Below are 14,178 nucleotides of genomic sequence, written 5' to 3' on the forward strand. Positions count from 1 at the left end.
CGGAGGTCTGCGGTTCCGTACGACGGCACCGTCAGGGCTCGAAATGACGGATGACGGACATCACTGGCGGGGCTAGGAGGACTCGAACCTCCGACCTCCGGATTAGGAATCCGCTGCTCTATCCACCTGAGCTATAGCCCCTCGCGTGGGGAAATGATGCTATTTCGATAAACGGGTCGTGTCAACGACGGACACGCGCCTGCAGACGATTCGATTCAGTTTTGAGTTTTCAGTTTTGAGTTATGAATTGAATCCCCGTTACCCGTGACCTCCTGCGAGGGCGGGTGGGAACTCAAAACTCATAACTCAACACTCAAAACTCATCCCGGAACCGCCGGTCCGTCCACCCAGATGGTGCCCGGCAGGCCGAGGACGAATCTCAGCGCTTCCTCATCTACACCTGGGATCCACAGCGGCAGGCCTCGTCGGGTCGCGGCGTCTGCTATCCGGGCGGCGAGCAGGCCGCCCGGGCTGCCCGTGCGCAGGCCACTCGACGCCCATCCCGGGATGCGGACGGCCACGACGTCACCGGCCTCCGTCACCTCGTCGGCCGCGAGGACCTCCTCCACAGGGCCAGGGTCGTCGTCGCCGTCGATACGCCAACGGCACCTGGTCACGTTCTCGACGGTCGGCGTCGCGGTCCAGCCCTCTCCCTCGGGCTCCTCGCCCTCTCCCATTCGCCACCAGCCGATGCGCCGGCCGTGCGGCAGCTCGTGCACCGGTTGAGGGATCATCTGCCCGCCCGGCGCTTCCGACGCTCCATCTCCGACCAATTTCGGGTAGGCGGCTTCGAAGAGACCATTTTCGAGCGATTCCGGCCGCATCGAGGTCACCTCGAGAGACGGTCGAAGCGTCCCACTCTTCGACGTCAGCTCCTCCCAGGTCGAGAGGATCGCCTCGGGATCACGGTCCGCCACCACCAGGGCCGGCCACCCGAGGAGCGCGGCGGGCGCGCCGAGAGCTACGGCCAGCTCACTCAACTGTGCCTCGAGCGCGCGGTCGCCGAGCTGCACCTTCCAGAACAGGGTGTCGACAACGGTCACGACATGGTTCGTCGTCGCTCCGTCGTGGAGCTCGAACGAGGCGGCATCGATGGTTATCAGGGCCTCCGCCGCCGCGGCAGCGGAAAAGGCGTCCAGCGCTCCTAAAGACGACGGCGGCAACCACATCGCCCCGCCGACGCCAAGCCTCTGCGCCGTGACGATCGCGTTCTCACTCGCCGCGGCAACGACTCCGTGAACGCGCTCGGACACGGGTCGGGTCGAGACCTCGACAACCCAGGAATTGCTGCCGTCGTCGACTGCCACCCACGAGGGCTCCGGCGCACCGCCCGCGAGCGCGCCAGCTATCACGCTGTACAGACCCTCCCGGATTTCGGCGGGCGGCATCGGCATCAGATCGACTTTGCTCATGACTCAAACCGCGTCCCTGCGGATCTCGAATCCCCCGGGCACTTGATCCGTGGGCACCTGCGCCACCGCAACCGATTTGACCCGTGAAGATCTCGGTCCCTCCTGCAGTCGGCGCATCAGCAGGTCGAGCGTCTCGCCCGACCCTGCGGCGACCACCTCGACCGAGCCGTCCGCCATGTTGCGCACCCAGCCTGCCACCCCGAGGGCTTCGGCCTCGCGCCACACGAAGTAGCGGAATCCGACCCCCTGAACCCTGCCCCTCACCAGGTATCTCTTGGCCTGCATGGTTCACCGCCAGAGGATATCTCGTCCCACCTCACGATGCTTCAGGTCCTTCCTCAACCCGCTGGTGGGCGCGTTTGCCGTACTTGTGGATCAGCCAAAAACCACCAACCAGGAGAATGACGAACCCGATGGAGACCCAGTTGAACCACTCAAAGAGGAAATCGCGGATCGACTCGCCGAAGAAGAAAAGGAGGACTCCCTCGGCCATGAAACGGAGGGACCGCGAGACCATCGACGCGATCACGAAGACCTTGAAGTTGATCTTGAAGGCGCCGCCGGCGATGGTAAAGACCTTGTAGGGAATCGGGGTCAGGCCGGCGATCCCGGTCGCCCAGGCGTTAAACCGGTCGTAGAGCTTCTCGACCGCGTGGATCTTCTCATCAGAAAAGAATCTGTAGAGCAAAGGGCGACCGCCGTACAGACCGATGGCGTAGCCGAGCATTCCGCCCAGGACACTGCCCAGCGAGCATACGAAGCCATACCAAATGGCGCTCTCCGGGTTTGCAACGCCGAGAGTAACGAGCAACACGTCGGGCGGAATCGGAAAGAAGGAGCTTTCAGCGAAGGCGAGAAGAAAGAGCCACAACGCGGGATGGGGCATCAGGGCGAGCGAGTCGATCCAGGCGAAGAGCTTTTCCTTCAAGAGGTCTGTTCCTCCCAGCCGTGGCGGCCGATCAACGGAACGAAGCACGCACCTTTCAGCTCATGCGCAAAGGTCCTCTCGCCGCGGCGCTCGACGATCTTCAACACCTGGGCTTCGCGCGGACCGACCGGTACGACCAGGCGTCCTCCGTCGGCGAGCTGATCGACCAGAGGATTCGGCACCTCCGGTGCACCCGCGGTGACCAGAATCGCGTCGAACGGCGCCTGCGCCCGCCACCCGAGAGTGCCGTCCATGACCTTTACGCTGACGTTATCGACTCCGAGGTGGTCGAGCACGGTCTTTGCCTGGCGGGCAAGCGAGGCGACCCTCTCGATGGTGAAGACGAAGCGGGCGAGCCTCGCCAACACCGCCGCCTGGTAGCCGGAGCCGGTGCCGATCTCGAGCACGCGATCCGCCGCCTGGATTCGCGCCGCCTCGCTCATCAGGGCCACAATCCTCGGCTGCGAGATCGTCTGGCCTTCGCCGATGTGAATCGATACGTCATCGTCGTAGGCCTGATGGCGAAACGCCTCCGGTACAAAAAGATGACGGGGAACTTCGGCCATCACCTCGATCACGCGCCGATCGGTGATCCCGCCCCGCTGGAGGGATTCCACCATCTGCGCCCTGCGGTATGCGTAGGCGTCAGCCACCACGTCAGATGTCCTCGCCGCCGATCGACTCGACCCACGAGGGAGCACGCTCGCGCATTCGGTCGAGCGACCTGCGGTCCGTCATATCGAGATGAAGGGGCGTCACCGAGACGTAGCCCGAAGCCACCTCGTGAAAATCGGTGTCCGGAATCGGCTCCCACACAGGCTGCCCGCCGCCAATCCAGAAGATCCTTCGCCCGCGCGGATCGGTCTCCTCGATTACGCCCTCGGTGTAGCGCCGCACGCCAAGCCGCGTGAGCTTCACTCCCAGCGGAGTCCCGACCGGCACGTTGACGTTGAGCAATGTGTTCTGTGGGAGACCGTGCTCGAGGATCCACTCGGCGACCTCGCGCGCGAACTTCGCCGCCAAGTGGAAGCTGAGGCCCTCCCCCACTCCCAGCGACACCGCCATCGCCGGCACACCGAGGATCACGCCTTCGAAGGCGGCTGAAACGGTTCCCGAGTAGTGAACATCGGCGCCCATGTTGTAGCCGAAATTGATGCCCGACACCACGAGATCCGGCTCGTCGCCGTTCATGAGATTCGACAGAGCGATCGCGACACAGTCGGTCGGCGTACCGTCGACCGAGATCCGGCGCTCGCCGAGCCGCTCGATGCGCAGGGGCCGGTCGAGGGTCAACGCGTGCGAGACCGCGGACTGCTCGCTGTTCGGAGCCACCACCCAGACCTCGGCCAATGCTTCGAGCGCGTCGGCCAGGACCTGAATGCCCTCCGAGGTGTATCCGTCGTCGTTGGTGACGAGAATTCGCGGCTTTGCCATGCGGGGGATTCTAATACGAATTAGGAATCAGGAATGAGGAATGAGGAATTTCCTGCCGGAAGGCGATTCTCAACGCTGGATGCTGGATGCTGGATGCTCGATGCTCGATCCGCGCCCCTGGGCGTTTGGATTTTGGATATCGGATTTCCAGCCCTTGTTTATTTGTCATTCCGACCGAGGGCCGGGACGGCCCGAGTGGAGCAACCGTCTTGGAAGTCAAGAACGGGTTGCAGCGAGTTCAGGTGTCCAGGACGAGCGATCTCGGACGATCGCATTGCAGATGATGAGTAGCTTTCGCATGCAGGCGACGATTGCTACCTTTTTCGGTTTGCCACGATCGATGAGACGAGTGTAAAGGGCCGATATGACAGGGTTATATCGAGTGGCCACCAATGTCGACATATACAGGACCTTCCTGACGTGGGCTCGTCCTCCCCAGATGGATCGAGAGCCGCGGCTGAGACCGGAGTCTCGGCTTAGGGGAGCAACGCCGACGAGTTTGGCAATCTGCCTTCGACCGATGGATCCAATCTCCGGAAGCATGACGGTGAGGTTTGCGGCAGTGAGCTGTCCGATGCCAGGTACGGAGGTCAAGAGATTGACGTCCTCTTGCCAGGCCGGGCTCGCCTTGATCAGATCGGATAGAGCTGTCTCCGTTTTTTCGAGCTGTCGATCGAGAAAGCGAATGTGGGACCGCAGGGAGGCTTTGACGACTTTTGACTCTGTACGCCGAAGGCGGTTCTTTTCAGCCACGAGCATCTCCAGGATTTGCCTCCGCCGATCCAAGATCCCCCGCAGCTGGCGAGCGGCCTTACAGAGGGGCGCAGCGCGCGGCCAAACTCGGCCAATACGCGAGCGTCCACACGATCTGTCTTGGCCAGTTCTCCGGTGGCTCTGGCAAAATCTCGCAATTGTCGCGGGTTGATCACGCACACCGGCAGGTCCCGCTCAGAAAGCGCCGTGGCAATCTCGACTTCATATCCTCCAGTAGCTTCGAGAATGTCGTGATCATCCCGACGAAGCCGGCGAGCGAAACGCGGCCCCAGGTCCGGAATCGGCGCGAGGAATACAAGACTGAGGGGACGCACAACACCCATAGATCCCTCCGCTCGCTTCGCTCGGTCGGGATAACACCAAGGAGTGACTCGGCCGCGCGCCGCAGGCGCGCAGCAGACGAGGTCCTCCCGCTCTCCGAAAGCTCGCTTTCGGAGAGCGGGAGGAGCGAGGATGCGTAGCTGCGATCGAAGATCGCAGCGGGCGAGGACCGCTGCGTGACAAGAGCTTGTTCTCGGATCGCCGAGGACCGCGGATGCGTGGCTGCGATCGTAGATCGCAGCGGGCGGGCCATCTTGAATGGAGGACTCCGGGAATTGAAGCGCACCCCTGGCTGTGCAATACTTCACATCCGCTCGAGGTGCAATCGGAAGCGCTTCGCAAACAAACATTTACCCTGCGAAGGGAGCAGGTATGAGCAGAGAGATCCTCCTCGGTGATGAGGCCATCGGCCTCGGCGCAATCCACGCCGGGCTGAGTGGTGTCTACGGCTACCCCGGGACGCCGTCGACCGAGATCTTCGAGTTCGTCGAGCGCCGCACCAAGAAATCCGGCGACGTCCACGCCTTCTGGTCGACCAACGAAAAGGTCGCCTACGAAGAGGCGTTGGGAATGAGCTGGGCCGGCAAGCGGGCGCTGGTCTGCATGAAGCACGTCGGTCTCAACGTGGCCGCCGATGCGTTCATGAACTCCGCCGTTACCGGCACCAACGGAGGCCTCGTCCTCGCCGTTGCAGACGACCCCGGCATGCACTCGTCGCAGAACGAGCAGGACAGCCGCTATTTCGCCCAGTTCGCACTCATCCCCTGCTTCGAGCCGCGCAACCAGCAGGAGTGCTACGACATGATGTTTGAGGCCTTCGAGCTTTCGGAGGAGCTGGCGGTTCCGGTGATGGTTCGGCTCGTCACCCGCATCGCCCACAGTCGGGCAGGAGTGGCCACCAGGGAGAAGCTCCCCCAGAACGAGCTCCACCCCGACAAGCAGATCAAGAAGTGGACCCTGCTGCCGGTCAATGCCAGGGTTCAGTACAAGGGCCTGACGGAGAAGCAGCCGGAACTGCTTCGTCTTTCCGAGGAAAGCTCGCACAACTCGCTCGTAATTCGAGGCAAGAGCGGTGTGATTGCCTGCGGCCTTGCGGGCAACTATCTCTTCGAGAATCTCGACTCCGACCACGACTACTCGGTCCTTTCGCTCAGCCAGTACCCGCTGCCGGCCGGCCTCGTTCGCTCACTCGTCGATCATGTCGACGAGCTGTTGATCCTCGAGGACGGATATCCCCTGGTTGAAAGCACGGTACGGGGCCTCTTCGGGCTCGAGGGAGTCCGCGTCAAGGGCCGCATGACCGGCGAGGTCCCCCGTACGGGCGAGCTCAATCCGGACATCGTCCGCCAGGCGCTAGGAATGGATCCCCTTCCCACCGCCTACGAGCCGACACCCGAGATCGCCAATCGGCCGCCGGCGCTGTGCAAGGGCTGCCCGCACACCGACTCCTTCCGCGCCCTCAACGAGGCCCTCAACAACTTCGACAACCCGCAGGTCTTCTCCGATATCGGCTGCTACACACTGGCGGCCCTGCCTCCGCTGGAAGCGGTCCACAGCTGCGTCGCGATGGGCGCTTCGATCGGAATGGCCGCCGGTGCCGCCCACGCCGGTTATTCTCCGGCGGTGGCCGCGATCGGCGACAGCACGTTTTCACACGGCGGCATCACTCCGCTGCTGTCAGCGGTTCAGCAAAACGTCAACCTGAATGTGTTGGTGGTCGACAACAGCACCGTCGGGATGACGGGCACGCAGCGGTCGATGTCGACCGGCCAGACTCTCGACCAGATCATTCTCGGTACCGGAATCTCCGAGGACCACTTCCGAATCATCGAGCCGACCCCGCGCAACCACGATCAGAACGTGCAGGTGATGCGGGAGGAGCTGGCATTCGACGGGCCGAGCGTGATCGTCGCCCGACGCGCCTGCATCGAGTCCCTGAAGAGGAAATCGAACTGAGCACGGAGAGACGATGGAAAAAAACATCATCCTCGCAGGAGTCGGTGGCCAGGGCATCCTGTCCATCGCGTTCGTCATCGACAACGCCGCCCTTGACGCGGGCTTTCATTTCAAGCAGGCCGAAGTCCACGGCATGGCCCAACGCGGCGGCGCGGTGCAATCGAACCTGCGTTACGGTGATTCCGAGATCTGGTCCGACATCATTCCGACCGGCAAGGCCGATCTGATTCTGTCGGTCGAGCCGCTCGAGGTCATGCGGTATCGGCAGTACCTCCGCCCGGGTGGTTGGGTCGTGACCAGCACGACTCCGTATATCAACATCTCAGATTACCCTGAGGCCGAGTCCCTGCTCTCGGATCTCGCGACCCTGGAGCACATCGTCATGGTCGACACCGCCCATTTCGCGCGTGCCGCCGGCAATCTGCGTGCGCAGAACATGGTGACGGTCGGCGCCGCCTCCCCGCTGCTCGATTTCGAGGAAGACCGTCTGCTCGCATTCGTCGAGATGCTCTTCGCGCGCAAGGGAGAAAAGATCGTCGAGGTCAACCAGCGAGCCTTCCGCTTCGGCCGAGCCGCCGGCCTCTTCTTCTGCGGGCTGGTCGACGCCGGCATGGCACGACTGGACGCTCTCCGCTTGGTCGGCAAGCTGGATCCGGAAACCATCGACGAAATTTACGCCGGAGCATGGGTCGAGGCGATCGCCGGCGATGCAGCCAAGCTCGAGTCCGTGCTGGCTGAAGAGGAAGCGGTGGCATGCGACCGCGCCGCTGCATTCGCCTGAGGAGGGGGACGATGGCCATCGACAACGAACGAATTGACCAGATTCTCGCGGCCGCCCATACACAGGGCCGAACGAATCTCTACGAACACGAGTGCTATGACATTCAGGAGGCCATCGGCGCCGAGGCGGCTCCAGCATACCGCCTGATCCCGATCGGCGCGCGTCCGACGGCCGCCGACCTCGACCACCTGACCGGCGACAAAGTGGTGCTCAAGGTGGTGTCTCCCGACATCACCCACAAGACCGAGGCCAAGGGCGTGCGCATCGTCGCCCGCGAGATCGGGGCGGTCGAGGCGGCTTTCGATCTCATGCTTCGTGAGGTGCCCGAGACCTACGCCGCTTACCTCGAAGACCACCAGGGTGAGGTCCCGCCGAACCTCGCGGGCCGGCGCGGGCACGGTCTCGAGCAGCGCATCACGGATCGTATCGTCGGCATCCTCCTCTGCTCCTACATGCCTCCCGACGCTCAGGGATTTGCTACCGAGCTCTTCGTCGGCATTCGTCTGACCGAGGAGTTCGGGCCCATCATCACCGCCGGCCTCGGCGGAGTCGAGATGGAGCTCCTCGCCCGTCAGACACGGAAGGGAGCGGCGGTCGCGATCGCGCCAACCGGCACCACGAATGGCGAGCAATTCTTCGAGCTCTTCCGCGGCACATTGAGCTACGACCGTCTCTCGGGCGCCATGCGAGGATCACGGCGCCTGCTCGACGATACGATTCTCATCGAGTGCTTCCAGGCATACGTCGATCTCGCCAACCATTTCTCGGCGATGAACGCCGACGCCGCATTCCACCTCGAAGAGGTCGAGGTCAACCCGTATGCGGCTTCGGGAGGACGGATGGCACCGCTCGACGGCGTCTGCCGATTCTGCCCGGCGACCCGACGCGCAGAGCCACGACCGATCGACAAGATCGGCAGCCTGCTCAAGCCGGCCTCGGCAGGGATCATCGGCGTCTCCGAGCACAGCCACAACATGGGCCGTATCATCCTCGAAAACATCATCGCCGCCGGCTTCGACCAGGAGAAGGTGGCGATCGTCCATCCGTCTGCCACCGAGATTGACGGCATTCCGTGTGTTGCGAGCGTAGCCGACCTCCCCGAAAAGGTGGATCTCTTCGTCGTCGCCGTCGGCGCCGCCCAGGTAGCTTCCGTCATCGAGGACCTGATCGGGCACGACAAGGCCAAAACGGTGATCCTCATTCCCGGAGGCATCGGCGAGAAGGAAGGCAGCCAGGATCTCGAGACGAAGCTCAGGGAACGGATCCGCGAGGCCCACCACCGCAACGGCGGCGGCCCACTGTTCCTCGGCGGCAATTCGCTCGGGGTGATCTCCCACCCCGGGCACTTCGACACGATGTTCATCCCGGACGCCAAGCTCCCGAAATCGCGAGGCAAGCACGCGCGAAAACTCTGCTTCATCTCCCAGTCCGGCGCCTTCATCATCTCGACCCTCAGCCGCATGCCGTGGCTGGACCCGGCCTACGCCCTCTCGATTGGAAACCAGATCGACCTGACCGCCGGAGACCTCCTTTCGTACATCAAGGACGACCCTGAGGTCGAGGTCTTCGCGGTCTATATGGAAGGATTCCAGCCCTGCGACGGATACACCTTTGCGGCCGCCGTCAAGGAGACGGTGGCGCTCGGCAAGGACGTGGTCTTCTACAAGGCCGGCCGCACCTCGGAGGGCCGCTCGGCCACCGCCGGCCACACCGCCTCGGTTGCCGGCGACTACGCGGTCTGCGAGAACGCGATCGCCCAGGCCGGCGCCTTCGTCGCCGGCGACTTCAACGAGTTTTCCGACTTTCTGCGCGTCACCCTTCCCCTCCGTGGCAAAACGGCCGCGGGCAATCGGCTGGCAGCAATCTCCAATGCCGGTTACGAGTCAGTGGGCATGGCGGACTCCATTCGCCGAAACGGGGCCGAGCTCATCCTGCCCCCGTTCACGGCGAGGACCGATGAAGCGCTCGCCAAGGTTCTCGCCGACAACAGGCTCGCCGGGCTGGTCGACGTCAAGAATCCGTTCGACATCACGCCGATGGCCGGCGACACGGTCTACGCCGACATCCTCGTCGAGGTGCTGGGTGACGACGGCGTCGATGCGGCGGCGGTCGGCATCGTGCCGCTCACTCCGGCACTGCAGACGCTCGCGCCGGGCGAAGGACATCGGGAGTCCATCCTCGACCCGGGCTCGATCGCACAGCTCCTGCCCGGCGTCGCGAAGTCGAGCGACAAGCCTGTGATCGCGGTGGTCGACTCCGGAGTGCTCTTCGACCCTCTCGTGGAAGCACTGCGAGCGGGAGGATTGCCGGTGTTTCGGTCAGCCGACAGAGCGGTGCGGGCACTGTGCAAGTGGGTAGATGTGAAAAGGCATTTCACGCCATCGAAATGAATCCAATTCGGAATTAGGAGCTCGGAATTGGTGGCGGGAAATCGTCGGCAGGCTGGAGGGTTCATGAAATCACTGACCAGAAAGCTCGTCTTGAACATCACAGAGCGGATGGAGTTCGTGAACATCACGCCGCAGGTCGAGGAAGCGGTGCGGGAGTCGGGAGTCACCGAGGGTCTGTGCCTGGTCAACGCGATGCACATCACGGCCTCGGTCTTCATCAACGACGACGAACCGGGGCTTCACCGCGACTACAAGCGCTGGCTCGAGGAGCTCGCGCCTTTCGATCCCTCAACCGAGCGCTACCACCACAACCGCACCGGCGAGGACAACGCCGACGCCCATCACAAGCGGCAGATCATGGGCCGCGAGGTGGTGGTGGCAATCACCGACGGCCGGCTCGACTTCGGCCCCTGGGAACAGATCTTCTACGGTGAGTTTGACGGAAGACGGCAGAAGAGGGTGTTGATCAAAATCATTGGCGAGTGACAGAACATATTTCGAATTTCGAATTGCGAATTTCGAATTTATCCCTGGCCGCCGGGGGGGCGGGTGGGAAATTCGAAATCCGAAATCCCAAATTCGAAATGCGAGGAATGTGGAGTAGGCGCCATTCCGAATTCAGACTTCCGAATTCGGCGTCTGCCGCCTGCCTTTATCCCTGAACACGCCATAAACGCCGCCAACAATGAGCACCATTCCTGCGACCGTGTAGCTGGTGATCGGCTCCGAGAGAATCAGCCATCCGAGGAGCACTGCGATCACCGGATTGACGTAGGCGTAGGTCATGACCACCGTTGTCGGCAACACCTTCAGGGCGTAGACGAAGCAGGTGTAGGCCAGCAGCGAACCGAAGACCACCAGGTAGCCCCACGCCGCCCACGCCTCGGTGGTGGGTCGCGGCGCCGGCTCCGCCACCATCAGCGCGATCAGCACGAACCCTGCGCCCCCCGCCAGCTGCTGCCAGCCCGAGATCGCGATCGGATCCAGCTTCGGCTGGCGCCGGTTGACCACGATCGAACCGAAGCCCCAGCTGATTGCCGCGAAGATGACGGCGACCACGCCCAGGACGTCCGATCGGACACCGTCCTCGATCATCGGATAGGTCAAGACAACCAGCCCGACAAAACCGGTGAGCAACGAGGTCGAGAGCAACAACGACGGCCGGCGGCGGTCGATCAGGCTCTCCATCACGGCAACCCATATCGGCATCGTACCGACGATCAGTGCAGCCAGTCCGGAATCGATCCGTTGCTCCGCCCAGTTGACGGCTCCGTTACCGCCGACCCACAGCAGCAATCCGGTCGTTACCACGACCCCGAGCTCGCTCCGCGTTGGTTTGAGCCGCACGCCGCGAAGGGCGTTGAGCGCGAAGAGCACCGCCGCCGCCACCAGGACTCTCATCGCGCCGAGCCAGAACGGTCCCCACCCGGCGTCCTCGCGTACCGCCACCCGAATGGCGAGATAGGTGCTGCCCCACACGATGTAGGTCACGAAGAGGCAGAGCAGCCCGGCGATGGAAAAGTCGTGCGTATTCTTCGTCACGGCTCGCGAACTATACGCGATATGGAATACATGTGACCCCGTCACGGCATGCAAATCTCAGCCGAGTCTCCACAGCTACTGGCTCAAAGACCCAGTTATTGGCTAAAATTGACTTGAGGGGGGCGCACATGACCCTGGTCAGTGCACGTTTGCCGGAGGAACTCGTCCGGGATATCGACGAGGCCGCGCGGTCGATGCATCGGAGTCGCGCCGATTTGATCCGAGCGGCGATCGAACACTTCATGGCCGACGCCGAGGGGCAGCAGAAGATGATCGAACGTCTCCGGGTCCCGGTCGACCTTGCCTTCGATTGGGACGACGTGGAGCGCGATCTTCTCGGCTAGCTTGCCACTATCTCCAGGTATCCACGATCGGTCACCGCGTCAGCCCGACGCCTCGTCTTCCTCAGCCTTCAACTGCTCCAGCATTCGCTTCGAGTTCTCGAAGCCGGGGTCGATTTCGAGGGCTTTCCGATAGAACTCGATTGCCCGCCCCAGATCGCCTGCGGTCAGATGGGCCTCGGCGAGGCTGTCGTAGCAGTTCGGGTCGTCGGGAAATCGGCTCAGGTTGAGCTCGAAGACTGCGATCGCCATCTCGGTTTCTCCTTCGCCGAGCAACTCGTAGCCGAGCATGTTGAGTTCGAATGGCCCCCGGATCTCGTAGCCGCCTTTCTCGACCAGGGCGTCGAGCACCCCGACCGTGACGGCGTCCGGACCGTTCTTCAATTCCCGATAGACCACCTCACCGAGCGGCGGCTTTGGCGGATCGTACTCGTCACCGAAGTAGATGGCTTCGAGAGCTCGCGCCGGCTGCATCGCCGCTTCCGTGTAGTTCGACAAGACGATGATCGTGACGTCATCGTCCGGAAACCGGCTGAACATCGCGCTGACGCCGCTGGTGCCACCGCCGTGGCCGACAGATCGTCGACCGTTGTCCACCGCTACCCTCCAGCAGTAGCCGTAGTCTTCGAGGTTGGGCGTGTACATTTTCTGCTTTGACGACTCACTGAGCAGGGTGTCTCCGTAGAGCGCGCGGTCGAAGGCGAGCAGGTCGCCGACCGTCGTCTCGATCCCGCCGTCCGCCGATGCAGGCGGCACGTTGCCGGCGGCGGGGATGAAGCTCTCGCCGGACACGCTGCGCGTGTAGCCCAACGCACGGTTCGGCACCTCGTCCTCCGGGTAGTCGAGGCCGGTGCTGTCCATCCCGGCCGGGTCGAGGATGTTCTCTCGAATGTAGTCCTCATACGGCATTCCGGTGACCTGCTCGATGACCGCGCCGAGGGTCACGATGCCGGAGTTCGAGTAGGCAAAACGCGAGCCGGGAGGCTCGAAAACCAGCTGCTGGTCGTAGACCAGCGGCAGCCAGTCGTCGATCTCGCGGAGCTCCGGCATCCGCGCCCGGTACTCCGGGTGCGCCATGTAGTTGAACATGCCCGAGGTATGCGACAGCAGGTGGTGGATGGTGATCGCATCACCATACGGAAAATCCTCCAGATAGGTCGAGACCGGAGCGTCCAGCGCCACCTTCCCCTGCTCCACCAGCTGCATGATCGACACCCCGGTAATGGTCTTGCCGATCGAGCCGATGTTGTACCTGGTTTCCAGGTTGTTCGCGATGCCGCGATCCTTGTCCGCCTCGCCGAACGCCTCGGCGTAGACGATCTCGCCGCCTTCTGCCACCAGCACCGTGCCTGAGAAGATCCCGAGCCGGGCAAACTCGGCCATGACCTCGGCCATCTCCTCGGTCGGGCCCCGCTCCACGGTCCCGCTTCCGCACGCGACCAGAAGACAGCTCAGTGTTCCCGCCAACAACCGCGATCTCGATTTCATAGCCGGGCCTCCTCCAGATTCTCGGCGTTGCTCCCGACGCCTGGGGCGAGGGTACAACGCCCTCTCGGACCTACGAATGGCGGCGCTCGAAGTTCGCATCAGCGTGGGAAAGAAGCTCGAGGCCCACACTATTGACAACTCGGCCACCGCCGCCTTCGAGCGTGACATCCACGGCTCGATCAATGCCGGCAAGCCGGCCGACATCACCGTCGTCAACCGAAACCTGCTCGAGATCGACCCGGAGTAGAGACTCGACATGGAGATCGAGATGACCATCGTCGACGGGCGGGTGGTTTTCGAGAGCCGAGGCTGACCCGCCAGAGGCCCGTGCCCACCACAGTCGATCAAAAAGACCGTGTTTGACAAAATCAAGATACTGCGACACAATCCCAATAAATCGATAATCTCAAAACTCGACAGGTGCAAGCAGGCGCCCTTCGAGCCTCGGGAATCACAGGAGCGTCACATGCAGCGAGTCTCTGTGCGCGGATCACAACAGGTCGAAACTCTCTCCCCGATCGAAACCGGATGTTTCCGCATCGCGGTCCCCCTTGTGCTCTTCTCGCTGTGTCTGGTCCTCGCGAACCCAGGAACAGCCGAGGCTCAGACCGCCATCATCGTCATGTCGGGCGAGGCTTCGCCGGACGGCAACGGGACCTTCATTTCATTCGAGGTTCCGACCGTCAACGCGAACGGCGAGGTGGCATTCGTCGCATCCCTGACCGGAACGGCGCTCGGCACCACTGACTCCCTCGGTATCTACCTGGCAAGCGCGGACTCGATCAACGCGCTCGTGCGCTCCGGAAACCCG

Annotated in this window: 14 protein-coding genes, 1 tRNA gene and 2 pseudogenes; 7 read left to right on the forward strand and 10 right to left on the reverse strand. The window is 62.9% G+C overall.

What is annotated here, in order from left to right:
- Positions 1 to 64 precede the first annotated feature (64 nt).
- From LJE93_13305 to LJE93_13340, 8 genes and pseudogenes are all read right to left on the reverse strand, one after another.
- Positions 65 to 141: transfer RNA gene (locus tag LJE93_13305), tRNA-Arg, on the reverse strand.
- A 179-nt stretch (positions 142 to 320) separates the two neighbouring features.
- Positions 321 to 1,412, reverse strand: a complete 1,092-nt coding sequence (locus LJE93_13310; protein ID MCG6949884.1) for a hypothetical protein — start codon at positions 1,410 to 1,412, stop codon at positions 321 to 323.
- Positions 1,413 to 1,415: 3 nt separating this feature from the next.
- A complete protein-coding gene (locus tag LJE93_13315) occupies positions 1,416 to 1,697 on the reverse strand; it encodes an acylphosphatase (GenBank protein MCG6949885.1) in 282 nt (93 codons plus the stop codon).
- 31 nt (positions 1,698 to 1,728) lie between these two features.
- Entirely contained in the window at positions 1,729 to 2,340 is a 612-nt protein-coding gene (locus LJE93_13320) for a DedA family protein (protein ID MCG6949886.1), read from the reverse strand.
- Entirely contained in the window at positions 2,337 to 2,996 is a 660-nt protein-coding gene (locus tag LJE93_13325) for a protein-L-isoaspartate(D-aspartate) O-methyltransferase (GenBank protein MCG6949887.1), read from the reverse strand. The genes LJE93_13320 and LJE93_13325 overlap by 4 nt, the downstream gene beginning before the upstream one ends.
- Position 2,997: 1 nt before the next feature.
- The gene (surE, locus tag LJE93_13330) at positions 2,998 to 3,774 is read right to left on the reverse strand and encodes a 5'/3'-nucleotidase SurE (GenBank protein ID MCG6949888.1); all 777 of its coding nucleotides are present in this window, start codon (positions 3,772 to 3,774) and stop codon (positions 2,998 to 3,000) included.
- A gap of 216 nt (positions 3,775 to 3,990) precedes the next feature.
- Positions 3,991 to 4,527 (reverse strand): transposase, encoded by a 537-nt coding sequence (locus tag LJE93_13335; protein MCG6949889.1) that lies wholly within the window; start codon positions 4,525 to 4,527, stop codon positions 3,991 to 3,993.
- A gap of 50 nt (positions 4,528 to 4,577) precedes the next feature.
- A pseudogene (locus tag LJE93_13340) lies at positions 4,578 to 4,871 on the reverse strand (transposase).
- Between the two features lie 370 nt (positions 4,872 to 5,241).
- Between LJE93_13340 and LJE93_13345 the strand changes: the two are divergent.
- The 4 genes and pseudogenes from LJE93_13345 to LJE93_13360 all read left to right on the forward strand — a co-directional run bounded on the left by LJE93_13345 (position 5,242) and on the right by LJE93_13360 (position 10,482).
- Entirely contained in the window at positions 5,242 to 6,825 is a 1,584-nt protein-coding gene (locus tag LJE93_13345) for a thiamine pyrophosphate-dependent enzyme (protein MCG6949890.1), read from the forward strand.
- 13 nt (positions 6,826 to 6,838) lie between these two features.
- Positions 6,839 to 7,393, forward strand: a pseudogene (locus tag LJE93_13350) (indolepyruvate oxidoreductase subunit beta).
- A 224-nt stretch (positions 7,394 to 7,617) separates the two neighbouring features.
- Positions 7,618 to 9,996, forward strand: coding sequence for an acetate--CoA ligase family protein (locus tag LJE93_13355; GenBank protein MCG6949891.1), 2,379 nt, complete (start codon positions 7,618 to 7,620; stop codon positions 9,994 to 9,996).
- 63 nt (positions 9,997 to 10,059) lie between these two features.
- Positions 10,060 to 10,482 carry a secondary thiamine-phosphate synthase enzyme YjbQ gene (locus LJE93_13360; protein MCG6949892.1) on the forward strand — a complete coding sequence of 141 codons (423 nt, stop codon included), beginning with the start codon at positions 10,060 to 10,062 and terminating at the stop codon, positions 10,480 to 10,482.
- A gap of 132 nt (positions 10,483 to 10,614) precedes the next feature.
- Here the strand turns inward: LJE93_13360 and LJE93_13365 are convergent, their stop codons facing one another.
- Positions 10,615 to 11,538, reverse strand: coding sequence for an EamA family transporter (locus LJE93_13365; GenBank protein ID MCG6949893.1), 924 nt, complete (start codon positions 11,536 to 11,538; stop codon positions 10,615 to 10,617).
- A 128-nt stretch (positions 11,539 to 11,666) separates the two neighbouring features.
- Between LJE93_13365 and LJE93_13370 the strand changes: the two genes are divergently transcribed.
- Positions 11,667 to 11,882, forward strand: a complete 216-nt coding sequence (locus tag LJE93_13370; protein ID MCG6949894.1) for a ribbon-helix-helix domain-containing protein — start codon at positions 11,667 to 11,669, stop codon at positions 11,880 to 11,882.
- 39 nt (positions 11,883 to 11,921) lie between these two features.
- Here LJE93_13370 and LJE93_13375 read toward each other — a convergent pair whose 3' ends face one another.
- Positions 11,922 to 13,367: a serine hydrolase gene (locus LJE93_13375; protein ID MCG6949895.1), complete on the reverse strand. Its 1,446-nt coding sequence runs from the start codon at positions 13,365 to 13,367 to the stop codon at positions 11,922 to 11,924.
- A 76-nt stretch (positions 13,368 to 13,443) separates the two neighbouring features.
- Here LJE93_13375 and LJE93_13380 point away from each other — a divergent pair, with 76 nt between their 5' ends.
- Entirely contained in the window at positions 13,444 to 13,614 is a 171-nt protein-coding gene (locus tag LJE93_13380; GenBank protein ID MCG6949896.1) for a hypothetical protein, read from the forward strand.
- A gap of 219 nt (positions 13,615 to 13,833) precedes the next feature.
- Positions 13,834 to 14,178, forward strand: a 345-nt coding sequence (locus tag LJE93_13385) for a hypothetical protein (GenBank protein ID MCG6949897.1), incomplete at its 3' end; no start/stop codon positions are given.

The organism is Acidobacteriota bacterium (genome assembly GCA_022340665.1).
Taxonomy (GTDB): Bacteria; Acidobacteriota; Thermoanaerobaculia; order Thermoanaerobaculales; family Sulfomarinibacteraceae; genus Sulfomarinibacter.

Bases quoted from the DNA above. Each gene is read 5' to 3' on its own strand.
- LJE93_13370 (MCG6949894.1), top strand. From the start codon at position 11,667: ATGACCCTGGTCAGTGCACGTTTGCCGGAGGAACTCGTCCGGGATATC.
- LJE93_13380 (MCG6949896.1), top strand. From the start codon at position 13,444: ATGGCGGCGCTCGAAGTTCGCATCAGCGTGGGAAAGAAGCTCGAGGCC.
- LJE93_13355 (MCG6949891.1), top strand. From the start codon at position 7,618: ATGGCCATCGACAACGAACGAATTGACCAGATTCTCGCGGCCGCCCAT.
- surE (MCG6949888.1), bottom strand. From the start codon at position 3,774: ATGGCAAAGCCGCGAATTCTCGTCACCAACGACGACGGATACACCTCG.
- LJE93_13310 (MCG6949884.1), bottom strand. From the start codon at position 1,412: ATGAGCAAAGTCGATCTGATGCCGATGCCGCCCGCCGAAATCCGGGAG.
- LJE93_13375 (MCG6949895.1), bottom strand. From the start codon at position 13,367: ATGAAATCGAGATCGCGGTTGTTGGCGGGAACACTGAGCTGTCTTCTG.
- LJE93_13345 (MCG6949890.1), top strand. From the start codon at position 5,242: ATGAGCAGAGAGATCCTCCTCGGTGATGAGGCCATCGGCCTCGGCGCA.
- LJE93_13315 (MCG6949885.1), bottom strand. From the start codon at position 1,697: ATGCAGGCCAAGAGATACCTGGTGAGGGGCAGGGTTCAGGGGGTCGGA.
- LJE93_13360 (MCG6949892.1), top strand. From the start codon at position 10,060: ATGAAATCACTGACCAGAAAGCTCGTCTTGAACATCACAGAGCGGATG.